This window comes from Neoroseomonas eburnea, from assembly GCF_018129005.1.
GTDB lineage: Bacteria > Pseudomonadota > Alphaproteobacteria > Acetobacterales > Acetobacteraceae > Neoroseomonas > Neoroseomonas eburnea.
Window position 1 is genome coordinate 95,642 of record NZ_JAAEDL010000017.1, and the last position, 21,784, is coordinate 117,425.

Genomic DNA, 21,784 nt, shown 5'->3' on the forward strand with positions numbered 1-21,784 from the left:
CTGCCCGGTACGGGGGCGGCGGTCCTGCGGATGCGGGAAGGCTACACGAAATCACCACCCCGCAAGCAAGGATGGGGGTTCATACCAGGTGGCCAAAGGCTCGATCTTTGGCCACCCGGTATGGCGCGCGGGGCTGGTGGGGCAGTCGCGCGCGAAACCAAAGGCTGATACCGGGGCGACAAGGGATTGACCTTTGTCGCCCCGGTATCAGCGCGTCAGGTCGCGCGTCAGCAGCAGGGCGGGAATCGCCGCCAGCGCCCCCACCAGGCCCGCGCCCGGCAGCCCGAGCAGCGCGATGCCGAGCCCGCCCAGCGCCGCCCCGCCCGCCTGGCCGAGGAAGATCGAGGACCCGTTGCAGGCCATCACGAGAGCGCGCGCCTCGGGCGCCAGCATTCCGAGCCGCGCCGCGACCACGGTGGCAAGCGCGAAGAGGCAGCCCGCCGAGAGCAGCACCGCGGCCGCCTGCAGCGGCAGCCCCATCCCTGTCCCGTCCGCCACGCCCGTCAGCAGCCCTGCCTGCAGCAGATTCGCCGCCAGCACGCCGATGGGCAGCAGCACCGCCGCCCGTGCCCCGCGATCGGCCAGTGCCGCGCCCACCGGCAAGCCGGCGAGGGAGGCGACGCCGATCAGCGCCTGCATCACCCCCACGCCGCCGCCGGCCAGGCCGGAGATGCGGTTGGTCACCGGCCCGATATAGGCCGAGATGGCGAAGACCGCGGTGAAGGTCGTGAAGTTCAGCGCCAGCATGCCGGCGACGCCCGGGATGCGCAGCGCCGCGGCGCGGCCGTGCGCACCCCCGGCATCGCCCGGCACGCGCGGCACCAGCAGCCTGATGGCGATCGCCGCGGCGACCGCGGTGCAGCCGGCGAAGGCGAAGCAGCCGCGCCAGCCGAACACCTGCCCCACCACCGAGCCGAGCGGAATGCCGAGCAGGAAGGCCGTCGTCGTGCCGCCGATCACCATCGCGACGGCCCGCCCGCGCCGTTCCGGCGGGGCCAGCGCGAAGGCGGCGGCCGAGGCCGCCGGGATCACCCCCGCCGCGGCGATGCCGGCGGCGGCGCGCAGCCCGAGCAGCGCCGGGAAGGAGCTCACGATCACGATCAGCAGGTTGAGCGCCGCCAGCACCAGCAGCGCGCCGACCATCGTCGCCCGCCTCTCCCGCCGCCCCAGCAGCGCGGCGACGAAGGGCGCGGAGAGCCCGAAGGCCAGCGCGAAGGCCGTGGCGAGCTGCCCCGCCTGCGCCACCGGCACGGTGAGGTCGGCCGCCATCTCGGCCAGCAGCCCGGCGAAGACGAAGGATTGCGTCGCGGTGGCGAAGGACGCCGCCGCGAGGACGGGAATGCGGGACGCGCCCGCGTGTGGAGAGGTCATGCGACCCGAGATGGCCCGCTATTCCGCCGGCGCCAGGGCGGCGTCGGATGCTGTTCCCGCGTGTCGCCGCCAGGGCAGGGCAAGCGCATGCAGCGCCGGCACCACCAGCAGCGTCGCCAGAGTCGCGAGCGTCAGCCCGCCGATCATGGCGATCGCCATCGGCCCCCAGAAGACCGACAGCGTCAGCGGGATGAAGGCGAGCACCGCGGCGAGCGCCGTCAGCAGCACCGGCCGCGTGCGGCGCACCGTGCTCTCGATGATCGCCTGGCGCAGCGGCAGTCCGGCCTCGAGGTCCTGCCGCACCTGGTCCACCAGGATCTGCGTATTGCGCATCACCATGCCGGCCAGTGCGATGACGCCGAGCAGCGCCACGAAGCCGAAGGGCGCGCCCATCGCCAGCAGCGCGAAGGCCGCGCCCGGAATGCCGAGCGGCGCGGTGGCCAGCACCAGCGCCGTGCGCCCGAAATGCCGGAGCTGCGCCATCAGCAGCACCAGCATCACCGCGATCATGATGGGAAACAGCGCGAAGAGCGCGGCATTCGCCTTGCCGGATTCCTCCGCCGCGCCGCCGGCCTCGATGCGCAGGCCGACGGGCAGGGAGTCGATCACCGGCGCGAGGCGCGCGCGCACCGCCGCCGTCACGTCCGGCCCCTGCAGCCCGTCCGCGACATCCGCGCGCACGGTGATGTAGGCCTCGCGGTTGCGGCGGAACAGGATGGGCTCCTCGGCATCCGGCACCAGCCGCGCCACCTGCGACAGCGGCACCGGCCCCGACGGCGTCGCCAGCGAGAGGTCGGCCAGCGTCTCCATCGTCCGGCGTTCGGTCGCCGGTGCGCGCAGCACCACGTCCACCAGCCGGTTGCCCTCGCGGTGCTGCGTCGCCGTCACGCCGCTCAGCAGCAATTGCAGGGAGGAGGCGACCTGCGCCGGAGACAGCCCGAGCTCGGCCACCCGCGCGCGGTCCAGCTCCAGCCGCAGGTTCGGCGCGCGCTCGCCCCAGGAGAGCTGGACGTCGCGCGTGCCGGGCGTGGCGCGCATCACCGCCATCACCTCCTCGCCGGCCTGGCGCAGCGCGGCGGGGTCGTCGCCGTGCACGCGGAACTGCACCGGGAAGCCGACCGGCGGGCCGAAATCCAGCCGCGAGACGCGGACCCGCGCCTCCGGCACCAGTCCCTCGGCGATCAGCGTGTTGAGCCGCGCGCGCAGCCTCTCCCGCGCCGGCACGTCGCGCGTCTGCACCACCAGCTTGGCGAAGGCCTCGTTCGGCAGGTCCGGGTTCAGGGCGAGGAAGAAGCGCGGGCTGCCCTGGCCGACATAGGTGGTGACCAGCCGCGCATCGGGATCGCCCTCGATCGCTTCCTCGATCCGCCGCGCCGCGGCGAGCGTCGCCGCATGGCCGGCGCCCTGGCGCAGCGTCACGTCCACCAGCAGTTCGAGCCGCGCCGAGGTCGGGAAGAACTGCTTCCTCACCTTGCCCATGGCCGCGAAACCGCCGACCAGCACCAGCAGCGTCGCGCCGATGACGAGCAGCCGATGGTCCACGCACCAGGCGACGACGCGCCGCAGCGCGCGGTAGCCGCGCCCGTCATGCGCGCCGTGATGCTCGGCGCGCGTCGGCGCCGGCAGCAGCTTCACCCCGAGCCAGGGCGTGAACAGCACCGCGACGAACCAGGAGGCGACGAGCGCGATGCCGACCACCCAGAAGATGCCGCCCGCATACTCGCCCGCCGTCGAGCGCGCGAACCCCACGGGCAGGAAGCCCGCCACCGTCACCAGCGTCCCCGAGAGCATCGGTCCCGCGGTCGAGGTCCAGGCGAAGGTCGCGGCGCGGGCGCGCGTCCAGCCTTCCTCGAGCTTCACCACCATCGCCTCGATGGCGATGATCGCGTCGTCCACCAGCAGGCCGAGGGAGAGGATCAGCGCGCCGAGCGTCACGCGTTCCAGCTCCATCCCCGTCGCCAGCATCACCAGGAAGACGATGGCGAGCGTCAGCGGCACCGAGAGCGCGACGATGATCCCCGCGCGGAAGCCGAGCGAGAGGAAGGACACCACCATCACCACGCCGAGCGCGGCGACGAACTTCAGCAGGAATTCCGAGACGCTCTCCTGCACCACATGCGCCTGGTCGACGATCTGCGTGATCTCGACGCCCATCGGGGTGATCTGCCGCTGCGCCGCCATCGCGGCGGCGAGGTCGGCGCCGAGGGTCAGCACGTTCACCCCGGGCTGCTTCGCCACCGCCAGCAGCACCGCCGGGGAGCCGGCCTGGCGGATACCGGTCGAGGGCGGGTCGGCAGTGCCGCGCGTCACCTCGGCAATGTCGCCGAGGCGCAGCGACCGCCCGCCGGCCGCCACCGGCACGTCGCGGATCGCCGCCAGCCCGTCGAAGCCGCCATCGACGCGCAGGTGCAGCCGGGTGGCGGACCCCTCCACCACGCCGGCGGGCGTCACGGGGTTGTGCCGGGCCAGCGCGTCGAGGATCGCCTGCGGTTGCAACCCGAGCGAGGCGAGCCGCGCATGCGCCACCTCGACATGGATGCGTTGCGGCTGCTCGCCGAAGATCTTCACCTTGTCGACGCCGGGCACGCGCAGCAGGCGGGCGCGGATGCGCTCGGCCTGGCGGACCAGCTCGGCATTGTCGGCGCCGGTCACGGCGTAGATCGCGGACCAGACGTCGGAATACTCGTCGTCGAAGAAGGGGCCCTGCACGCCGGCGGGCAGGGCGTGGCGGATGTCGCCCACCTTCTTGCGCACCTGGTACCAGAGGTTCTGCACCTCCCGCGGCGGCGTGGTGTCGCGCAGCACCACCGTCATCACCGCCTGGCCGGGACGGGTGAAGGTTTCCACGCGGTCGAGGTAGGGCAGGTCCTGCAGCCGGCTCTCGATCGGGTCGGCGACCTGGGTCTGCATCTCCTCGGCCGTGGCGCCCGGCCACTGCGCCGTCACCACCATCACCTTGATGGTGAAGCCCGGATCCTCCGCGCGGCCGAGGCGCAGATAGGCCATCGCCCCCGCCGCCCCGAGCATGAGGATGAGGAAGAAGGTGAGGGCGCCGTTGCGCACCCCCCAGTCGGAGAGGTTGAAGCCCATCGAGGCGCCCTCGGTTCAGCGCAGAGTGGCGGCGGCGCGCGTCTGCACCACGCGCACGCTGCTGCCCGGATCGAGCAGTTGCGGGCCGAGCGCCACCACCTTGTCCCCTTCGGCGAGCGCGCCGCGCAGCGCGACCTGCGTTTCGCCGAGGCGTGCGACTTCCACCGGCACGGCGGTGACGCGGGTGCCTTCCACCTTCCACACCATCGGCCCCTGGCCGCGGTCGTGCAGGGCGGAGGCCGGCAGCAGCGCGACCGGGGCGGATTCGGCGCGCAGCCGCACCGTGCCCGTCATGCCGAGGGCTGCCCAGTCCGGCGCCTCGGGCAGGGCGAAGCGCACGGCATAGGTGCGCAGCATCGGGTCGGCCTGCGGCGCCACCTCCCGCAGCCGCGCGACGACGGTCTCCCCGGGGCGGGCCCAGAGCACCGCCTCGGCGTAGGCGCGGGCGAGGTCGGGCAGGGCGCCTTCCGGCACCTGGACCATCAGCTCGCGCTCGGTCGGGTCGGCCATGCGCATGACCGCCTGGCCCTCGGCGACGACCTGGCCGGCCTCGGCGATCAGCGCGGTCACCACGCCATCGGCAGGCGCGCGGAGGATGGTATGGTCCAGGCGATTGCGCGCCATGGCGAGATTGGCGCGCGCCGCGGCGCAGCGCTCCTCGGCGCTGCGGGCCGTGGCCTGGCGCTGCTCGTCATAGGCGGCGGCGACATGGCCTGCGGCGCGCAGGGCGGCGGAGCGGGCGGCATCCGCGGCGGCACGGCCGGACTCCGCTTCGGCGGCCGCCAGTTCGGCCTCCGCTGCGCGGACGGCCAGCGCGATGTCGGCGGGATCCAGGCGCGCCAATTCGTCCCCCGCCCGCACATGGGCGCCGACATCGACCAGCCGCATGGCGATCCGCCCGCCGGCGCGGAAGCCGATATCGGCCTCCCGCCGCGGTTTCACCACGCCGGCGAAGGCGCGCGGCTGCTCGGCCGGGGCGAAGCGGATCTCGGCCACCTGGACGGGCTTCGGGGGTTCCGCTCCGGCGGCCTGCGGTCCGTTGTCGCGGCAGGCCGGAAGCAAGGCGAGGGCGGCGAGGGCAGGGAGGGCAGCACGCATGGCTCGGCTCCTGGGTCGAGCGAGCCTATCTGTTTCGATTGATGAAAGTCAACAATCGTCAGGAATCAACCCTCAGCCCCCGAAGCAGGAGGTCGAGCATCTCCTCCAGCTCGGCCGCCATCTGCCCTTCGTCCGACACCCGCTTCTCCAGGCAGTCGGCGATCAGCACGGGATGGGTCCAGAGGAAGGTCGCCTGCTTGAGCTGCCGTGCCGCCACCGCCGGATCGAGCGGCGCGAATTCCCCGCGGGCGACCCCGTCGGCGAGAACGCGGGCGAAGGCCGCCTCGATCCGGCCGATGAAGGCGGCAATGACGCCCCAATGCTCGCTCATCGCCGCCGAGACCATGTCGTGCATGCGCTTTTCCCGGAAGAAGAGCGCGAGGTGCCTCGCATGCAGCAGGCGGAGCATGTCGCGCAGCCGATCCGCCGCCGGGCCGCGGCCGTCGGCGACGGCGTCGAGCTCGCCGGCCACGCCGGACAGCAGCCGCTCCGCGATGGCTTCGTTGATGGCGCTCTTCGAGGGGAAGAAGCGGTAGACATTGGCCGGCGACATGCCGAGTTCGCGGGCGATGTCGGCGACCGCGGTCTTCTGGTAGCCGATGCTGCGGAACAGCGCCTCGGCGACCTCCAGGATGCGGCGCCGTGTCGCGGTCGCGCGGTCCTCCTGGACGATGGGGGCCGGGCTTGTCATGCGCTGATGAAATCCGTCAGTCGTATTGACGCCTTCTACGGCAGGCGGGGCTCACATGCCAGCGGGACGGTTGCTCCGCGTGCCGCGGCGCACCAATGTCAAGGCTTCGCGCGGGAATGAGGAAGACTGTCGTGACAGGCGTGCCGGATGTGAGCCCGAAGGAGACGTGGGACGCGCTGCGGAACGATCCGCAGGCCGCGCTCGTGGACGTGCGCACCGATGCGGAATGGAATTTCGTCGGCCTGCCCGACCTGAATTCCATCGCCAAGCAGACGGTGCTCATCCCGTGGCAGATCTACCCCACCATGCAGGTGAACGGGCATTTCGCGGACCAGCTGCACAAGGCGGGGCTGACGCCGCTGCACAAGCTCTACTTCATCTGCCGGTCCGGGGCGCGCTCGCTCGCTGCCGGCCAGGCCGCGCAGGCGGCGGGCTTCCCGCACGCCTTCAATGTCGCCGACGGTTTCGAAGGGCCGGTCGATGCCGAGGGTCATCGCGGCATGGTGGCCGGCTGGAAGGCCTCCGGCCTGCCCTGGCGGCAACGCTGAGGCGCGGGCATTCTCCCTCCGTCATCCGATAGGGGAGAACGCCATGACGCCACTGCCGCTGAACTCCGAATTCCTGTTCCGCATCGTCCTGTCCGTGGGCACGCCGCAGATGGTCGGCACCGCGCGGAACGGGGAGCTGCGCATCATTCCCGTCACCGGCGGCACCGCCGAGGGCCCGCGCTTCAAGGGCGAGGTGCTGCCCGGCAGCGCCGCCGACTGGCTGCGCGTCGACCCGGACGGCACGGCGCACATGGATGTGCGGCTGACGCTGAAGTCGGAGTCCGGCGGCGTCGTGTACATGCACTACACGGGCGTGCGCACCGGCTCGCCGGAGGTTCTGGCGCGGCTCAATGCAGGCCAGACGGTGGAGCCGTCGGAGTACTATTTCCGGACCGCGGTGCGCTTCGAGACGGGGGCGCCGGACCTTGCCTGGATGAACAGGATCATCGCCGTCGGCGTCGGGCAGCGGCCGCCGAGCGGGCCGACCTACGATGTCTATGCGATCGCGTAGAAAGCCGGGGGGGAGGGAACTCCCCCCGATCCCCTCTCCTTTTTTGATCACCTGATGGGAGCACCCGGCGCGCCGGGTGCTCCTGGCTGATACGAGCGGCACGAGTTCTTGCCTCGTGCCGAGGCCGCGTATGCGGCCCGCCGGTGGTGCGGCGAAGCCAAGCAAGCCGGAGGTTTGCGCCCGGCGCCTGAGGGCAGGAAACGGCCGATGCCAGCGGTCGCGAATAGCGGCCGTCGGTATCAGTTCCTCGGCACGTCCAGCCTGCTGAGGATCGGCCGCCAGGCCTGGTCCGACCGCTGCAGGAAGTTCGCAAAATCCTGCGGTGTCCCGCCCGCGAGGAACTGCCCCTCCGTGGTCAGCCTCTCGCGGATGCGGGCATCCTGCAGCGCATCGTTCGCCGCCGCGTTCACCCGCTGCGCCATCTCCGGCGGCGTGCGCGCCGGCGCCAGCAGCCCGAACCAGGACAGCACTTCGAGCCCCGGCGCGAATTCGGAGATGGCCGGCACGTCCGGGGTGGATTCGACACGCCGCGAACTGGTCCAGGCGATCAGCCGCCCCTGCCGGTTGCGGTGCACCGGCTGCGCCGTGCCGCCGGCGACGATCAGCATGTCGAGGTCGCCGGCGAGGAACGCGGCGAGCTGCGCCGAATCCCCGCGGTAGGTCACGTCCTGCATGGTGATGCCGAGCCGTTCCATCACCATCATCATCGCGACATTGGTGAGCGTGGTCGGCCCGTTGGTGCCGTAGGTCATCTGCCCCGGCCGCGCCTTGGCCGCCGCCACCCAGGCCGGCACGTCCACCGGCCCGCCCTGCAGGCGCGTGATGATGCCGAAGGGGAAGGTGGTGGCCAGCATGATCGGCGCGAAATCCTCCAGCTTGTACGAGAGGTTCGGGATGATCACCGGGTTGATGGTCAGCGTCGTGCCGGCGGCCATCAGCAGCGTCTGGCCGTCCGGGCGGGACCGGGCGACGTATTCCGCGCCGATGATGGTGTTGGCGCCGGGGCGGTTCTCCACCTGCACGGTCTGGCCGAGGGTGGCGGTCATGCGTTCCGCCATCAGGCGGCTGACGATGTCGGTGCTGCCGCCCGGGGCGAAGGGCACGATGATGGTGATGGGCCGGGCCTGGGTGCTGCCCTGCGCGAAGGCGGGCCGCGCCAGGCCGGCCGCGGCGAGGCCGCTGAGCAGCGGGCGGCGGGTGATCCTGATGGTCATGGGGTCCTCATTCCTGGCATTTCGCGAGCCGCGCTCTCGGGGCGCGGTCCCGTGCGGCAGTCTCGCCCGGCTGGCGCCGGCGCGCTACTGCCGGCCGGCGAGCTGCCGGTTCTCCAGCCTGGACAGCAGCCGGACAACCGGCCAGAGGAGGACGAAGTAGGCGACCGCGGCGGCCATGATCGGCGTCGCGTTGTAGGTGACGCTCTGCGCCTGACGCGCCTGGAACAGCAGTTCCGGCAGCGCGACGACAGAGGCGATGGAGGTCAGCTTCACCACCTCCAGCGTGTTGGAGATCAGGTCCGGCAGCACGTTCCTGACCGCCTGCGGCAGCACGACATAGGCCATGGTCTGCCCGCGGGTGAGGCCGGTGGAGCGTGCGGCTTCGAGCTGCCCGCGCGGCACGCTCTCGATGCCGGCGCGCAGGATCTCGCCGTAGTAGGCACCGGTGTTGAGGAAGAAGCCGATCGCCACTGCCCCCCAGGCGCCGACATCGATGCCGATGAAGGGCAGGCCGGCGAAGATGAAGACCAGCAGCACCAGCGGCGGCAGGGCGCGGAAGGTGTCCACCCAGACCCGCAGCGGCCACTTCACCCAGGGCGAGTGCACGGTGGCGAGCACCGCGAGGATGATGCCGCCGGCCACGCCGATCGGCACCACCAGCGCCGAGAGCAGCAAGGTCGCCTGCAGGCCCTGCCATAGGATGGGCCAAGCTTCCTGGACGATCTGCCAGTTGAAGAAGGTGTCGAGAAAAATGTCCATCGGGATCAGCGCTTCCACGCGAAGCGCGTCTCGATCCAGCGGCCGAGGACGACGACGGGGAAGAACAGCACCAGGTAGGCGATCGCGCCGAGGGTGAGCGGGGAGGGGTTGAAGGAGAAGGACACCCCCGCATTCGCCGCCCCCAGGATGTCCGGCACCGCGACGACGGAGGCGAGCGCCGTGCCCTTGGTGATGGCGATGGTGCGGTTGGTCAGCGGCGGGATGGTGATGCGCAGCGCCTGCGGCAGCACGACATGGCCGAGCGTCTGCACGAAGCCGAGCCCGGTCGACCGCGCCGCTTCCCACTGCCCCTTCGGCACGGAGGTGATGCCGGCCCAGAAGATCTCCTCGGAGAAGGCCATCAGCACCAGCGTCAGCGACAGCCAGGAGGCGACGAAGCCGGACAGCTCGATGCCCGCATTGGGCAGGCCGAAGAACAGCAGCACGATGATGACCAGCGGCGGCAGGGCGCGGAACAGGTCCACCGTGAAGATGATCAGCCAGTTGAGCGGCCTGATGCCGAAGGCGCGCAGCAGCGCGAGCAGCAGCCCGAGCGCCAGCCCCGCCGCGATGATGAGCAGCGCCAGCACCACGGTCAGCCCGAACCCCTCGATGATCTTGGGCAGGTACTGCGCCATCACGCGGGCGTTGAAGAAGCTGTCGACGAACCTTTCCCAGCCGCTCATGGCGCGCGCCTCGCGCGCGGGGCTGCGCTATCCTGGCGCCGCCGGGCGTGCGGTGCCCGGCTGCCGATGAAGGGACGCACCGGATGCAGCGACCGACCACCCCCGTTCTCGCCGTGCTGGCCCTGCTCTGCGCCGCGGCGGGCCCGCCGCCCGAGGCGGAGCGCCTGGTGCCCGGCGGGCAGGGGGGCTTCGTCAGCGACGGGGCGGGCGGCTGCTGGCTCTGGGCGAGCGGCATCCGTGCCGGCGCCGAGGGGCTCACCGCGAGCTGGACCGGCCCCTGCCCGGATGGCCCGGCGGAAGGCGAAGGGCGTGGCGAGGTCCGCTGGCGGGAAGACGGCGGCGAGCGCGCCATGATCTACGAAGGCGCGATGCGCCGCGGCCGGAACGAGGGCGAGGGGCGGCTGACCATCACCGCGGGCAAGGAGATCCGGGTGGTCCAGCAGGGCATCTTCCGCGACGACCTGTTCGTCTCGGGCCGCGTCGAGCTGCCGCGGGCCGGCATCGTCTACGAAGGCGGCTGGAGCCGGTCCCATCCGCAGGGGCGCGGCCGGCTGGTGCTCAACGGCCGCGTCATCGAAGGCGACTGGGCGCAGGGCTGCCTGCGCGTGCCGCAGGGCTGGTTCTCCTTCACCCGCCCCGCCCGCGAATGCGAGGGCGCCGACACCTGAGCGCGGCATCAATGCCGCTCGATCTGCGAGATGAAGGCGCGGGTCCGGTCATGCCTGGGGGCGGCGAAGATCTCCGCCGGCACGCCCTGCTCGACGATGGCGCCGTCGGCCATGAACACCACCCGGTCGGCGGCCGCCTTGGCGAAGCCCATCTCGTGGCTGACCACCACCATCGTCATGCCGTCCTCGCGCAGCTCGCGCATCACGGCCAGCACGCCGCCCACCAGCTCGGGGTCGAGCGCGCTGGTCGGCTCGTCGAACAGCATGACGCGGGGTTCGAGCGCGATGGCCCGCGCGATCGCCACGCGCTGCTGCTGCCCGCCGGAGAGCTGCAGCGGGTAGTGGTCCGCCCGGTCGGCCAGGTGCACGCGGTCCAGCGCCGCGCGCGCCTTGGCCTCGGCTGCCGCCTTGCCCAGCCCCTGCACCTTGCGCAGCGCCAGCGCGACGTTCCCGAGCGCCGTCATGTGCGGGTAGAGGTTGAAGGACTGGAACACCATGCCGATGCGCTGGCGGGCCTTGTTGATGTCCGTGCGGGCATCGAGCATGTCGATGCCATCCACGATCACCGAGCCCGAGGTCGGTTCCTCCAGCCGGTTCAGGCAGCGCAGCAGGGTGGACTTGCCGGAGCCTGAGGGGCCGATCAGGAAGACCAGCTCCTTCTCCGCCACCTGCAGGTCGACCCCCTTCAGGACGTGAAGGTGGCCGAAGTGCTTGTGAATCGCGCGGGCATCCACGATCGGGGCGTGGGCGCTCATGCGCCCCGCCCGCGCTTCGCCGCGAAGGGCATCAGCCGCAGGTCGGGTTCTGCGGCGTCGGGTCGAAGCCCGGCAGGTCGGGCACGCCGTAGCCCGGGAACTCGATGCGTTCCGCCTGGTCGGGGCCGGGGGCACTGCCGAACCAGCGCTCGGACAGGCGCGCCACCGTGCCGTCGCGCTTCATGCAGGTGATGATGTCCTCGACCTGGTTGCGCATCGCGCCGGAATCGCGGCGGAACGGCGTGCCCCAGTGGAAGCGCGTGCCGGGCAGCACGAAATCCGCCACGTATTGCGGCGAGCGGGAGGCCGAATACCGCACCACCGTATTGCCCGAGAGGTTCGCATAGGCGCGGCCCTGGATCACCGCCTGCGCCGCGTCCGCCTGGCTGTCGAAGGCGAGCAGCGTCAGGTTCAGCCGCTCCCGGTTGTTGTTCACCCACTGCTCGTAGGGCGTGCCCTTGTTCACGCTGATGGTCTTGCCGCGCAGGTCCTCCACCGAGCGGATCGGCGGCGTGCCGCGGCGGATGCCGAACTGCAGCTCGGTCCAGAGGTAGCCCTCGGTGAAGAGCAGCGCCTCGGCGCGCTCCGGCGTCACCGTCGTCGGCGCGCAGAGGAAGTCGTAGCGCCCGGCGTTCAGCGCGGGGATGAGGCCGGAGAAGGCGGCGGAGTCGATCACGATCTCCCGGCCCATCCGGCGCGCGACCTCGCGGAACAGGTCGATCTGGAAGCCCTGCACGCCGCCCTGGAGGGAGGGGAAGGCGTGCGGCGCGAAGGTGCCGTCCACGGCGCAGCGCAGCGGCGGCTGCCCCTGGGCGAGGGCGGGCCCCGCAGCGACGGCCGAAATGAGAGCGGCGGCGAGCAGCCTGCGCATCGTGAAGCCTCCGTGAGTCGCGTTGTGCCCTGCAACATTTCCAGATGGCTGCCCCGCTGTCCATGCGGGGGCCGCCACAAAACTGCCTTGTGGGCGTCCCGGTGGCGCCGCGCCGGGGGGGTCAACTCCGGATGAACGGAGCCCCCCAATGCCTGTCATCCCTCTTACCATGATCGCCGCCGGACTGGTCGGGAACCTGCTGCTCGTCGTGATGCTGCTCGGCGACGCGACCGCGCCGGGACGCATCCCGCTGATGGTCGCGGCGCTGCTGGCGCTCGGCGGCGCGGCGCTGATGCTGGGCGGGCTGATGATGCTGGAGCCGCGGCGCGGCGGCCCGGCCGATCACCGTTCCTGATGGCGGTTGTCCATCCCGCGGAAGACCACCAGCGCGCGGGTTGAGCGCGCCCGCGCGGACATCTCCAGCCAGGCCAGGAATTCCACCAGCACCTTGCCGGTGATGTCGGCGACATGGTGGCGGTGCGCCGCCTCCGGCGTGTACCAGTCGAGGCGCTCCAGCTCCCCGGACCCGGCGATCTCGCCATGCACCGCCTCGGCGGGGGCGGCGAGGAAGCGGGCGTTGAAGCGGATCGGCCGGCCGCCCGGCGTCACCGCGCGGCAGACATAGTGCAGCGCCGCGAGGTCTGCGGCGACCGCCTCCCCCCGCTTCTCGCCCAGCACCAGGCCGGTTTCCTCGAACAATTCGCGCGCGGCGGCGATGCCGATGGCGCGCGCACGCGCCGGCGTGGCGCGGCGTTCCAGCATGCGGCGCGCGGTGGCGCCGAGCTCGCTGACGGCGGGCTGGCGATGGTCGTCCGCATCGACCCGCCCGCCGGGGAAGACCATGACGTCGGGCATGAAGCGATGGCGGGAATGCCTCTTGCCCATCAGCACCTCCGGCCCGGCGGGTCCCAGGCGCCAGAGGATCAGGCTGGCGGCATCGCGCGGCCGCACGACGCGGCGCACATGGCCTTCGGCATCCGCGCCGCCGGGATTGTCGGCGGTGGGGTCGGGGTGGCGGGAGTCAGTCAAGCGCGAAGCCCCTCAGGCGCAGCCAGGCCCGGAAGCCGAAGCGCTCCGGCACCGAGAGCTGCCGCGCCGCGTTCTCCGACCAGGTGCAGCCTTCGGGGGCCGGACCGTGGACCTCCGGGTAGCGCGGCTTCTGCCTCGGCCGCAGCGCGTCGTAGGCCGCGAAGGCCTCGCCCAGCCCTGTATCGTCGTAGGTTTCCCGGTGCACCACCACGGAAGGCGGCAGGCGCGGCGTCACCTCGTTGCGCGCCGCCGGCCAGCCGAGGGTGAGCCCGGCCACCGGATAGACCCCCTCCGGCAGGCCGAAGAGCGGCCCGACCTTCTCGATATGGCTGCGCACGTAGGAGATCGGGCAGGTCCCGAGCCCCGCCGCATCCGCCGCCGCGACCGCCATTCCCATCGCCAGCGCAGCATCCACGGCGGTGTTGAGGAAGGTGTCCATGTTGTTGTTGGCGTGCGCCCGCCCATGCGCCGCGCAGGCCGCCTGGCCGCGCCGCATGTCGCCGCAGAACAGCAGGAAGACCGGCGCGTCCTTGATCCAGGGCATGGTGCCGATCCAGTCGGCCACCTTGGCGATCTTCGCCGCGTCCCGCGTCACGACGACGGAATACTGCTGCAGGTCGGACTTGGAGGGCGCCGACTGCGCGGCGGCGAGCACGGTGTCGAGCAGCGGGTCCGGCACCTCCTCGGCCCGGTAGCGCCGCGTCACGCGGCGGTCGAGCAGGGCGGCCAGCGCCGGCGGGATCTCCGCCGGCGGGTCGAAGGGCAGGGCGCCGTAGCGCGCTTGGATCAGGTCTTGGACGGGCATGGCGTCAGCGTGGCACCCCGGCGGCGCGGCGGGAAGGTCATGGGTCCGGTGTCGGCCAGACCAGGCGGAAGCGCTCGAACACCGTCGGTTCGGCATCGGTGAGCACGAAGCCCTCGCGGACGGCCTGGCGCGCGAAGTAGGTCCGGTGTGCGTCGAGCCAGAAGGCCCGGCTGCGGTCGCCCTCGCCCTCATCCCAGGCGAAGGCGTCGTCCACCGCGATCAGCGGCTTCACCGTGGCCTCGGTGGTGCGCCAGATGCAGCGCGGCACGCCGCCGGCGTCGGTCACCACCACGTGGTCGCCGGCGGCCGGCAAGGGCGCGCGCCCTTCGCCGTAGTCCCGCGCGAGGGAGGCCGTGGCGCGCTTCGGGCCGGCCAGAATCAACGCGAGGAGTTCATCCGCCAGTTCCGGCGAATCCCCCATGGCGACCACGTCGTAGCGGTCATGGCCGACCCCCGAGGCCGTCCGGTAGGCGGCCCAGAAGGCCTCGACCGCGGGCGTGCGATCAGCCACGGACCACCCAGGCATCGGCGACCGTCACGCCCTGGCCCTCGGCATGGACGATCAGGGGGTTGATCTCGGCCTCCGAGACCTCCTGCACGGCGGCCAGGCGGGCGACGGCGACGATCGCCGCCGCCAGCGCCTCCAGGTCCCCCTTCGGCAATCCGCGCCAGCCGGCCAGCGGCTTCAGGCCCTTCACCTCGGCGATCATGGCGCGGGCTTCCTCCAGCCCGACCGGGGCGCAGCGCAGCGCCGTATCGCGGTGCAGCTCTGCCATCACGCCGCCGGCACCGACCAGCACCACCGGCCCGCTCTCGGGGTCCCGCCGGAAGCCGAGGATCGCCTCGGCCAGCCCCTTGGCCATGGGCTGGACGAGGAAGCCGGTGATCGTGGCATCCGGCGCCCTGGCCGCCACCCGCGCCAGCATCTCCCTCGCGGCCAGCTTCAGCGCGGCCGCATCGGCGATGTTCAGCGCGACGCCGCCGACCTCGGTCTTGTGCGCGAGGTCGGGCGAGAGGATCTTCAGCGCCACCGGGTAGCGCAGGCCCTCCGGCACCGCCTCGGGCGTCGCCATCACCGCGATGCCGGTCTCGAGGCCGAGCGCGCCGAACAGCCGCCGCGCATCGGCCTCGTCGGGCCGTGCCGGCAGGGCATGGGCAACGGCCGGGGCCTCCGGCACGGCGCGCGGCGCCTGCCAGTCCAGGAAGGCGCGGATCGCGTCGGCGCAGGATTCCGGCGTGCGGAAGGCGGGGATGCCGGCTTCGCCCAGCATGCGCAGGGAGACATCCGCCTGCGGCACCAGGAAGGCCGCGACCGGCTTGCCCAGCCCCGCCTGCGCCGCGCCCAGGATGCCGGCGACCGCATCCGCCGGCCGGAACTGCGCGGAGGACCCGATGACCGACAGCGCCAGGTCGGTGTGCGGGTCGGCCGACAGCGCCGACAGCGCCGCCTTCACCTTGTCCGCCCGCGTGCCGGCGAGCGTCACGTCGATCATCCGCCCGTGATGCGGCAGGCCGGCGGCCTTCAGGCCCTCCACCGCCACGGCATCCGGCGCGCGCGTCTCGATCCCGGCGACGCCGAGCGCATCCACCGCCATCGCCCCGCCGCCGCCGGTCGTCGTCATCACCGAGACGGCCCGCTTCGGCGCCGCCAGCGGCTTCCGCCCGATGAACAGGGCCGGGGCCTCCAGCAGCGCCTCGATCATGGTGACGCGCGCGATGCCGTTGGCGCGGAAGAAGGCGTCCGCCGCGGCGTCGGACCCCGCCAGCGCGCCGGTGTGGCTGTTGGCGAGTTCCGCCCCGAAGGAGGACCGCCCGAGCTTGAAGGCGATGATCGGCTTGCCCGCCGCATGCGCCCGCCGCGCCGCCTCCGCCAGCAGGTCGGCGCGGCGGATCGCTTCGAGGAAGAGCAGGATGGCGTCCACCTGCGGGTCGTCCACCAGCAGGCCGGCGATCTCGCTGGCCGTCAGGTCGGCCTCGTTGCCGGTGCTGATCAGGTGCGAGAAGCCGAGCCCCCGCGCCGCCCCGCGCGCCATGATCGCGCCCAGCATGGAGCCCGACTGCGACACCAGCGCGAGCCGCCCGGCCGGCAGGCTCTCCGCCTCCAGCGCCGCGTTCACGGAACAGGCGGTACGCGCGTTCAGGTTGATCAGCCCCATCGAGTTCGGCCCGAGGATGCGCACGCCCGCCGCGCGCGCCGTCGCCAGCAGCCGCGCCTGCCGTGCCTGGCCTTCGGGCCCGGCCTCGGCGAAGCCATCGGCGAGGATCGCCGCGACCGGAATCCCCTTCGCCGCCACATCGGCGATCGCGCCTTCCACATGCTCGGTGCCGAGCAGCAGATAGGCGAGGTCCACCGGCCCCGGGACGTCCGCGAGGGTCGGATAGGCACGTTCCCCGAGCACGGTCTCCGCCCGCGGGTTCACCGGATAGAGCGCGCCGTCGAAGCCGTGCCTGCGCAGATAGACCTGCGCGCGCGCCGTCAGCCGCGTCGGATCGGCGGAGGCGCCGACCAGCGCGATCCGGCGGGGGTTCAGCAGGGCGGGGGCGAGGGCGTTCATGGACGGAGCTTCCGGTTCAGCGCGGACCTGGCGCGATGCAGCCTTCCGGGGGCGTCGCGGCCGGGGCGATGTGAAGGGCGAGGAAGGCCGGCGCCGGGGCGTCCGCGGGCAGCAGCGAGAGGTCGGACGCATGCAGCGTGACATCGCCCTCGGCGATGCGGGCGCGCGTCGCGGCGCGGGCCATCAGCTCGCGCGTCGGCCGCACCAGGGCCGCACGGTCGCCCGGCGCCAGGCCGGGCAGCCCGTCGAACAGCAGCACCGCCGCCGGGCGGGCCCAGGGCAGGTTCGACGGCAGGGGAGCGAGATGCCGCGCGGCTTCGGAGAAGGCGCAGGGGGCAGCCCGCAGCAGGGCCTCCAGCGCCGGGATGGGCGGCAGGCGCATCGCGGCGTCCTGCGCCTCCCGGGTCTGGGCGGCCGCCATGGCGGGCAGGGCGACAGCGAGCACCGCCACCACCGCCCGCCGCACAGGGAAGCTCAGATCGGATCCCAGCAGAACACGTCGCCGGACCGCTCGAGCTTCGAGAAGCCCTGGGCGAGCGACGGCAGCGCGTATTCGGCGATCGCTTCCGGCGTCCAGCCGTTCTCGCGGTGCACCGACTTGATCGGGCGGATCTGGCTGTAGACGAACAGCTCGTTCATGCGCGGGGAGAAGATCTGCCCGGTCACGTCCTTCGCCGCGTCGGAGGCCAGGAAGACCGCCAGCGGCGCGTTCTTGTCCGGCGTCATCTGCATGATGCGCTCGACGCGGCGCTTCTGCTCCGGGGTTTCCGCCGGGATGGTGCCGGTCATGCGGCTCCAGGCGAAGGGCGCGATGCAGTTCGACCGCACGTTGAAGCGCGCCATGTCGAGCGCGATCGACTTCGACAGCCCGACGATGCCGAGCTTCGCCGCCGAGTAGTTCGCCTGGCCGAAATTGCCGATCAGGCCCGAGGTCGAGGACATGTGCACATAGGCGCCGGACTGCTGCTGGCGGAAATGCGTCGCGGCGGCGCGGGAGACGTAGAAGGACCCGTTGAGGTGCACCGCGATGACCGCATCCCATTCCTCGACCGTCATGCGGTGGAAGATCTGGTCGCGCAGGATGCCGGCATTGTTCACGACGATGTCGATGCGGCCGAAATGATCCAGCGCCGCCTGCACGATCTTCTGCGCCGAGGCCCAGGAGGAGACGCTGTCGGTCGAGATCTCGGCCGTGCCGCCGTTCTGGGCGATGATCGCCTTGGTCTGCTGGGCCGGCGTCGCGTCCTGGCCCTCACCGGAGACCGAGGCGCCGATGTCGTTGATGATGACCTTCGCGCCCTGCGCGGCCATCATGATGGCGATCTCGCGCCCGATCCCGTTGCCACCCCCGGTGACGATCGCGACCTTGCCCTCGAGCATGTTCGGCATCTGGCGTATCCCTCCTAGGTCCTTAGCCAGCTAAGCTTCTAGACCCGGCTTGCCGGGCCGTGAAGCCGGGTTGCCCCGGCCGGCGCCCGCCCGTAGATGCGGCCCCGGACATGGCAGGCAGGAGCGGACAGCATGGGCAGGGGTGATCGCCGGATCGCGGCACTGCGCCGCTTCGCGGAGCATGTGGCCGAATTGGCCCCGCTCGACCTGTCCGTCCGCCTCTGGGACGGGACGGTGCTGCCGCTGGCCCCCGGTGCGCGCGGCGATCTCACGGTCGCGATCGCGACCCCGGCCGCGCTCACGCGCCTGGTGCGCCGGCCGCGCCTGCCGACGGTGGTGGAGTTGATCGCCGAGGGCGCGGTCGATCTGGAAGGCGGGACGCTGCTCGACCTCGCGGCGCGCGCCGGGTCGGGGTCCACCCGCGGCATCGCGAAGCGGCTGGACAAGGGGCTCGCGCTGCGGGCCTTCCTGCCCTTCCTGTTCGGGCCGGGCGGCGGCGGGGCGGGGCACGCCTATGCCGGCACCCAGGCGGCGAAGCACGGGGCGGGGCGCGACGACCGCGCCCAGGTGCAGTTCCACTACGACCTGTCGAACGATTTCTACGCGCTCTTCCTCGATCCCGAGATGGTCTATTCCTGCGCCTACTTCCCGGACTGGGAGGCGGACCTCGCCACCGCGCAGCGCGCCAAGCTGGAGATGATCTGCCGCAAGCTGCGCCTCGGGCCCGGCGAGCGCATGCTCGACATCGGCTGCGGCTGGGGCGGGCTGGTCTGCCACGCGGCGCAGCACCACGGCGTCCATGCCCATGGCGTGACGCTCTCCCAGGCGCAGTTCGACTTCGCGACGGAGAAGGTGAGGCGGCTCGGCCTGCAGGATCGCGTCACCATCGAGCTGCGCGACTTCCGCGACCTGAAGGAGATGGAATTCGACAAGGTCGCCTCGATCGGCATGTTCGAGCATGTCGGGCTCGACAACCGCGACGGCTATTTCCGCCACATCCGGTCGCTGCTGAAGCCGCGCGGCATCTACCTGCACCACGCGATCGCACGGCCGATGAAGGCGACCGAGAAGAAGTTCCGCCGCGCCAACCCGGAATTCCGCACGCTGGTGAACTACATCTTCCCCGGCGGCGAGCTCGACCACATCGGCGGCACCACCGACGCGATGGAGCGCAACGGCTTCGAGATCCACGACACCGAGGGCTGGCGCGAGCATTACGGGCGCACCTGCCGGCTGTGGACGGAACGGCTGCATGCCAGCCGCGAAGCGGCGTATCGCGAGGCCGGCGAGGCCAAGACGAAGATCTGGCTGCTCTATCTTGCCGGCTGCGCGCTGGCCTTCGAGCGCGGCACGGTGGGCATCTTCCAGACGGTGGCGACGAAGCGCACCCGCGGCGCATCCGGCCTGCCGCCGACGCGCGCCGACCTTTACGCGTGAGCGAGCCGGTCTTCCGCCGCGCCACGGCAGCCGACCTGCCGGCGATCGTCGCGCTGCTCGCCGACGACGTGCTGGGGGCGGCGCGGGAGCAGCCGGGCCATCCCGCCTATGACGCGGCCTTCGCGGCGATCGGGGCCGATGCCAACCAGCTCCTCGCCGTAGCCGAGGAGGAGGCGCGGATCGTCGGCTGCCTCCAGATCTCCTTCGTCCCCGGCCTGTCGCGCCTGGGGATGTGGCGCGGGCAGATCGAGAGCGTGCGCGTCGCCGCGAGCCACCGCGGCGCGGGGCTCGGGCGGCGCATGTTCGACTGGGCGATCGAGCAGTGCCGCGCCCGCGGCTGTGGCCTGGTGCAGCTGACCACGGACAAGGCGCGGCCGGATGCGCGGCGCTTCTATGAAGCGCTGGGCTTTGTCGCGAGCCACGAAGGAATGAAGCTGAAGCTCTGACGCCGAGAGGGGTTTCCGTTCGCCTCGGCTCACGGCAACCGCTCTAGCCTTTTGTTTTTGCGAGCATCTTCACCCGACCAGGTGGTTCCACCTGGTCGGGATCCGCTCTGGTGTCCTGATACGAGCGGCACGAGTTCTTGCCTCGTGCCGAGGCCGCGAATGCGGCCCGCCGGTGGTCCGGCGAAGCCAAGCCAACCGGAGGTTTGCGTCCGGCGTCGGAGGGCTCGAAAAGCCTCATGCCAACGGTCGCGAATGGCGGCCGCTGGTATGATTCCGAGGTCCCGCGGACTTCGCACTCTGGCCACGAGCCATTCTCTTCAGTGGCCTGCTTGTCCGCTCCGTTCGCTGGAGATCCAGCGCACTTCACGGGCAGGACGCCAGCGGCGTCAGCTCTTGGCCGCGATGATGGCCCCGCTCAGGCTGTCGGGGATGCGCCGTTTCCATGCCCCCGCATCCACCTGCGTCACGAAGTCCAGCACCGCCCGGTTGAAGGCGTCCGGGTATTCCAGGTTCATGGTGTGCCCGCATTTCGGCAGCACCATCAGCGCGCTCGTCGGGATGGTGCGCTTGAGGTAGAGCGCCGGTTCGAGCGTCGGGTCATCCTCGTCGCCGGCAATCACCAGGGTCGGCGTCGTGTAGCCCCGGAACCCGTCGGCAAGATCGAAGAGGGACGGCCTTTCGCGCTGCACGCCCTGCATGGTCAGCGCGGAGCCTTCCGTCGAATGCTCGCTGAGTTGGGCCTGGAACTCCGCGTAGCCGCGCGGGTCGGTCTCCTCGAAGACCAGGCGGGTCGGGCCGCGGCTGTAGGATCTGCCGAACACCGCCATGCCCTCCGCCCGCAGACGCGCGATGGCGAGGTCGGTTTCGGCGCGGAACTGCTCGCGCTTGTCGGGCGCGGCGCCATAGCCGACGCCCGCCGCGACCAGGCTGCGCGCCAGCCCCGGATAGCGCAGGCCGAGATGCAACGCCGCGAAGGCCCCCATGGACAGCCCGACGACATGCGCCTGGCCGAGCCCCAGCCCCTTGATCACCGCGGCGATGTCGTCCGTCGCGCGGTCCTGCGAATAGGCCTTCGGGTCGGCCGGCACGGCGGAGGGCGGATAGCCCCGCGCGTTGTAGGCGATGCAACGGTAGCGGCGGGAGAAGAACCGCATCTGCGGCTCCCAGGACCGGGCGTCGCCGGCGAATTCGTGCACGAACACCATCGGGATGCCTGTGCCGGCTTCCTGGTAGTGCAGTTCCACGCCGTCATCCGTCCGCAGCCTCGGCATGCCGTTCTCCTCCTCCCGTTTCGCCGGCCGGCAGCATGTGCGGCAGTGCCTTGCCCGTCCAGGCGCCTTGACACCGACGGAGTGCGGGCGCATCTGCAATCCGGACCATTTGGGTCCTGATTGCTGGAGGCGAACGGCCGTGTTGCGGCTGTCGAAAATGACCGATTACGCCGTGGTGGTGCTGACCAGGCTGGAAGACGCCGAGGAAGGGAGCGTGATGACCGCGCCCGGCCTTGCCGCGACCACCGGCCTTGCGGAGCCCACGGTATCGAAGGTCCTCAAGATCCTCTCCCATGCCGGCCTGGTCGAGGGGCGCCGCGGCGCTTCCGGCGGATACCTGCTGACCCGCCCGCTGGTCGAGATGCGATTGACCGACGTGATCACCGCGATAGACGGTCCCATCGCGCTGACGGCCTGCGTGGACAATTCCTTCGGCCTTTGCGATGCGGAGGCCAGGTGTCCCGTCCGGGGCCGCTGGGACCCCGTGAACGAAGCCATCCGCCGGGCGCTGTCCGGCATATCCATTGCCGACCTCGCGCGCGTGCCGGCCGTCGTGCCGCACCGCCAGACCGCCGCCGCCGAATAGGACG

23 protein-coding genes are annotated in these 21,784 nt (G+C 71.9%); 7 read left to right on the forward strand and 16 right to left on the reverse strand.

The features are described 5' to 3' along the window. Positions 1-207: 207 nt before the first annotated feature. Genes GXW74_RS17390 through GXW74_RS17405 form a run of 4 tightly spaced genes read right to left on the reverse strand, consistent with a single transcriptional unit; the run spans position 208 to position 6,250 of the window. Complete coding sequence (locus GXW74_RS17390) at positions 208-1,371, reverse strand: MFS transporter (protein ID WP_211847799.1); 1,164 nt, start codon at positions 1,369-1,371, stop codon at positions 208-210. A gap of 18 nt (positions 1,372-1,389) precedes the next feature. Beyond that, complete coding sequence (locus tag GXW74_RS17395) at positions 1,390-4,461, reverse strand: efflux RND transporter permease subunit (protein ID WP_211847800.1); 3,072 nt, start codon at positions 4,459-4,461, stop codon at positions 1,390-1,392. A gap of 15 nt (positions 4,462-4,476) precedes the next feature. Next, positions 4,477-5,559 (reverse strand): efflux RND transporter periplasmic adaptor subunit, encoded by a 1,083-nt coding sequence (locus GXW74_RS17400; RefSeq protein WP_211847801.1) that lies wholly within the window; start codon positions 5,557-5,559, stop codon positions 4,477-4,479. Between the two features lie 58 nt (positions 5,560-5,617). Beyond that, complete coding sequence (locus GXW74_RS17405; RefSeq protein WP_211847802.1) at positions 5,618-6,250, reverse strand: TetR/AcrR family transcriptional regulator; 633 nt, start codon at positions 6,248-6,250, stop codon at positions 5,618-5,620. A gap of 116 nt (positions 6,251-6,366) precedes the next feature. Here GXW74_RS17405 and GXW74_RS17410 point away from each other — a divergent pair, with 116 nt between their 5' ends. Together GXW74_RS17410 and GXW74_RS17415 are read left to right on the forward strand one after the other, a co-directional pair. Next, positions 6,367-6,798, forward strand: a complete 432-nt coding sequence (locus GXW74_RS17410; protein WP_211847803.1) for a rhodanese-like domain-containing protein — start codon at positions 6,367-6,369, stop codon at positions 6,796-6,798. Between the two features lie 43 nt (positions 6,799-6,841). Then, on the forward strand, positions 6,842-7,309 hold the full coding sequence (locus GXW74_RS17415; RefSeq protein ID WP_211847804.1) for a DUF3237 domain-containing protein: 468 nt from the start codon (positions 6,842-6,844) through the stop codon (positions 7,307-7,309). 239 nt (positions 7,310-7,548) lie between these two features. Here GXW74_RS17415 and GXW74_RS17420 read toward each other — a convergent pair whose 3' ends face one another. The 3 genes from GXW74_RS17420 to GXW74_RS17430 all read right to left on the reverse strand — a co-directional run bounded on the left by GXW74_RS17420 (position 7,549) and on the right by GXW74_RS17430 (position 9,968). Then, positions 7,549-8,523, reverse strand: a complete 975-nt coding sequence (locus GXW74_RS17420; RefSeq protein WP_211847805.1) for a Bug family tripartite tricarboxylate transporter substrate binding protein — start codon at positions 8,521-8,523, stop codon at positions 7,549-7,551. Positions 8,524-8,607: 84 nt separating this feature from the next. Next, the gene (locus tag GXW74_RS17425) at positions 8,608-9,300 is read right to left on the reverse strand and encodes an amino acid ABC transporter permease (RefSeq protein ID WP_338148260.1); all 693 of its coding nucleotides are present in this window, start codon (positions 9,298-9,300) and stop codon (positions 8,608-8,610) included. Beyond that, positions 9,288-9,968, reverse strand: a complete 681-nt coding sequence (locus GXW74_RS17430; RefSeq protein WP_211847806.1) for an amino acid ABC transporter permease — start codon at positions 9,966-9,968, stop codon at positions 9,288-9,290. The genes GXW74_RS17425 and GXW74_RS17430 overlap by 13 nt, the downstream gene beginning before the upstream one ends. An 83-nt stretch (positions 9,969-10,051) precedes the next feature. Between GXW74_RS17430 and GXW74_RS17435 the strand changes: the two genes are divergently transcribed. Further along, positions 10,052-10,636 carry a hypothetical protein gene (locus GXW74_RS17435; RefSeq protein ID WP_211847807.1) on the forward strand — a complete coding sequence of 195 codons (585 nt, stop codon included), beginning with the start codon at positions 10,052-10,054 and terminating at the stop codon, positions 10,634-10,636. Positions 10,637-10,644: 8 nt separating this feature from the next. On the opposite strand, the gene GXW74_RS17440 is transcribed toward GXW74_RS17435, so the two are convergent. Both GXW74_RS17440 and GXW74_RS17445 read right to left on the reverse strand, forming a co-directional pair. After that, positions 10,645-11,391 carry an amino acid ABC transporter ATP-binding protein gene (locus GXW74_RS17440; protein ID WP_211847808.1) on the reverse strand — a complete coding sequence of 249 codons (747 nt, stop codon included), beginning with the start codon at positions 11,389-11,391 and terminating at the stop codon, positions 10,645-10,647. A 31-nt stretch (positions 11,392-11,422) separates the two neighbouring features. Next, on the reverse strand, positions 11,423-12,262 hold the full coding sequence (locus tag GXW74_RS17445) for a transporter substrate-binding domain-containing protein (protein ID WP_211847809.1): 840 nt from the start codon (positions 12,260-12,262) through the stop codon (positions 11,423-11,425). Positions 12,263-12,410: 148 nt separating this feature from the next. Here GXW74_RS17445 and GXW74_RS17450 point away from each other — a divergent pair, with 148 nt between their 5' ends. Beyond that, a complete protein-coding gene (locus GXW74_RS17450) occupies positions 12,411-12,617 on the forward strand; it encodes a hypothetical protein (RefSeq protein WP_211847810.1) in 207 nt (68 codons plus the stop codon). On the opposite strand, the gene GXW74_RS17455 is transcribed toward GXW74_RS17450, so the two are convergent. From GXW74_RS17455 to GXW74_RS17480, 6 genes are read right to left on the reverse strand one after another with little or no spacing between them, the layout of a single operon-like run. After that, a complete protein-coding gene (locus GXW74_RS17455; protein ID WP_246523541.1) occupies positions 12,605-13,291 on the reverse strand; it encodes an NUDIX hydrolase in 687 nt (228 codons plus the stop codon). The genes GXW74_RS17450 and GXW74_RS17455 overlap by 13 nt on opposite strands. Then, positions 13,284-14,096 (reverse strand): nitroreductase family protein, encoded by an 813-nt coding sequence (locus GXW74_RS17460; protein ID WP_211847811.1) that lies wholly within the window; start codon positions 14,094-14,096, stop codon positions 13,284-13,286. Before GXW74_RS17460 ends, GXW74_RS17455 begins: the two co-directional genes overlap by 8 nt. 37 nt (positions 14,097-14,133) lie before the next feature. Continuing rightward, positions 14,134-14,607 carry an ASCH domain-containing protein gene (locus tag GXW74_RS17465; RefSeq protein ID WP_338148261.1) on the reverse strand — a complete coding sequence of 158 codons (474 nt, stop codon included), beginning with the start codon at positions 14,605-14,607 and terminating at the stop codon, positions 14,134-14,136. Further along, positions 14,600-16,651, reverse strand: a complete 2,052-nt coding sequence (locus tag GXW74_RS17470) for an acetate--CoA ligase family protein (RefSeq protein ID WP_211847813.1) — start codon at positions 16,649-16,651, stop codon at positions 14,600-14,602. Before GXW74_RS17470 ends, GXW74_RS17465 begins: the two co-directional genes overlap by 8 nt. A gap of 16 nt (positions 16,652-16,667) precedes the next feature. After that, on the reverse strand, positions 16,668-17,102 hold the full coding sequence (locus GXW74_RS17475) for a hypothetical protein (RefSeq protein WP_211847814.1): 435 nt from the start codon (positions 17,100-17,102) through the stop codon (positions 16,668-16,670). Between the two features lie 23 nt (positions 17,103-17,125). Then, complete coding sequence (locus GXW74_RS17480; protein WP_246523543.1) at positions 17,126-18,040, reverse strand: SDR family NAD(P)-dependent oxidoreductase; 915 nt, start codon at positions 18,038-18,040, stop codon at positions 17,126-17,128. A 132-nt stretch (positions 18,041-18,172) separates the two neighbouring features. Between GXW74_RS17480 and GXW74_RS17485 the strand changes: the two genes are divergently transcribed. Together GXW74_RS17485 and GXW74_RS17490 are read left to right on the forward strand one after the other, a co-directional pair. Then, complete coding sequence (locus GXW74_RS17485) at positions 18,173-19,477, forward strand: SAM-dependent methyltransferase (protein WP_211847815.1); 1,305 nt, start codon at positions 18,173-18,175, stop codon at positions 19,475-19,477. Next, on the forward strand, positions 19,474-19,923 hold the full coding sequence (locus GXW74_RS17490) for a GNAT family N-acetyltransferase (protein WP_211847816.1): 450 nt from the start codon (positions 19,474-19,476) through the stop codon (positions 19,921-19,923). Before GXW74_RS17485 ends, GXW74_RS17490 begins: the two co-directional genes overlap by 4 nt. 386 nt (positions 19,924-20,309) lie before the next feature. Here the strand turns inward: GXW74_RS17490 and GXW74_RS17495 are convergent, their stop codons facing one another. After that, positions 20,310-21,194 (reverse strand): alpha/beta fold hydrolase, encoded by an 885-nt coding sequence (locus GXW74_RS17495; protein WP_211847817.1) that lies wholly within the window; start codon positions 21,192-21,194, stop codon positions 20,310-20,312. 139 nt (positions 21,195-21,333) lie between these two features. Between GXW74_RS17495 and GXW74_RS17500 the strand changes: the two genes are divergently transcribed. Next, positions 21,334-21,780, forward strand: a complete 447-nt coding sequence (locus GXW74_RS17500) for an SUF system Fe-S cluster assembly regulator (RefSeq protein ID WP_211847818.1) — start codon at positions 21,334-21,336, stop codon at positions 21,778-21,780. Positions 21,781-21,784 lie beyond the last annotated feature (4 nt).

Coding starts and splice junctions, on each gene's coding strand:
- GXW74_RS17395 (WP_211847800.1), bottom strand. CDS start 4,461: ATGGGCTTCAACCTCTCCGACTGGGGGGTGCGCAACGGCGCCCTCACC.
- GXW74_RS17445 (WP_211847809.1), bottom strand. CDS start 12,262: ATGCGCAGGCTGCTCGCCGCCGCTCTCATTTCGGCCGTCGCTGCGGGG.
- GXW74_RS17400 (WP_211847801.1), bottom strand. CDS start 5,559: ATGCGTGCTGCCCTCCCTGCCCTCGCCGCCCTCGCCTTGCTTCCGGCC.
- GXW74_RS17420 (WP_211847805.1), bottom strand. CDS start 8,523: ATGACCATCAGGATCACCCGCCGCCCGCTGCTCAGCGGCCTCGCCGCG.
- GXW74_RS17470 (WP_211847813.1), bottom strand. CDS start 16,651: ATGAACGCCCTCGCCCCCGCCCTGCTGAACCCCCGCCGGATCGCGCTG.
- GXW74_RS17480 (WP_246523543.1), bottom strand. CDS start 18,040: ATGCCGAACATGCTCGAGGGCAAGGTCGCGATCGTCACCGGGGGTGGC.
- GXW74_RS17485 (WP_211847815.1), top strand. CDS start 18,173: ATGGGCAGGGGTGATCGCCGGATCGCGGCACTGCGCCGCTTCGCGGAG.
- GXW74_RS17410 (WP_211847803.1), top strand. CDS start 6,367: ATGAGGAAGACTGTCGTGACAGGCGTGCCGGATGTGAGCCCGAAGGAG.
- GXW74_RS17495 (WP_211847817.1), bottom strand. CDS start 21,194: ATGCCGAGGCTGCGGACGGATGACGGCGTGGAACTGCACTACCAGGAA.
- GXW74_RS17415 (WP_211847804.1), top strand. CDS start 6,842: ATGACGCCACTGCCGCTGAACTCCGAATTCCTGTTCCGCATCGTCCTG.
- GXW74_RS17460 (WP_211847811.1), bottom strand. CDS start 14,096: ATGCCCGTCCAAGACCTGATCCAAGCGCGCTACGGCGCCCTGCCCTTC.
- GXW74_RS17440 (WP_211847808.1), bottom strand. CDS start 11,391: ATGAGCGCCCACGCCCCGATCGTGGATGCCCGCGCGATTCACAAGCAC.
- GXW74_RS17430 (WP_211847806.1), bottom strand. CDS start 9,968: ATGAGCGGCTGGGAAAGGTTCGTCGACAGCTTCTTCAACGCCCGCGTG.
- GXW74_RS17390 (WP_211847799.1), bottom strand. CDS start 1,371: ATGACCTCTCCACACGCGGGCGCGTCCCGCATTCCCGTCCTCGCGGCG.
- GXW74_RS17450 (WP_211847810.1), top strand. CDS start 12,411: ATGCCTGTCATCCCTCTTACCATGATCGCCGCCGGACTGGTCGGGAAC.
- GXW74_RS17405 (WP_211847802.1), bottom strand. CDS start 6,250: ATGACAAGCCCGGCCCCCATCGTCCAGGAGGACCGCGCGACCGCGACA.
- GXW74_RS17435 (WP_211847807.1), top strand. CDS start 10,052: ATGCAGCGACCGACCACCCCCGTTCTCGCCGTGCTGGCCCTGCTCTGC.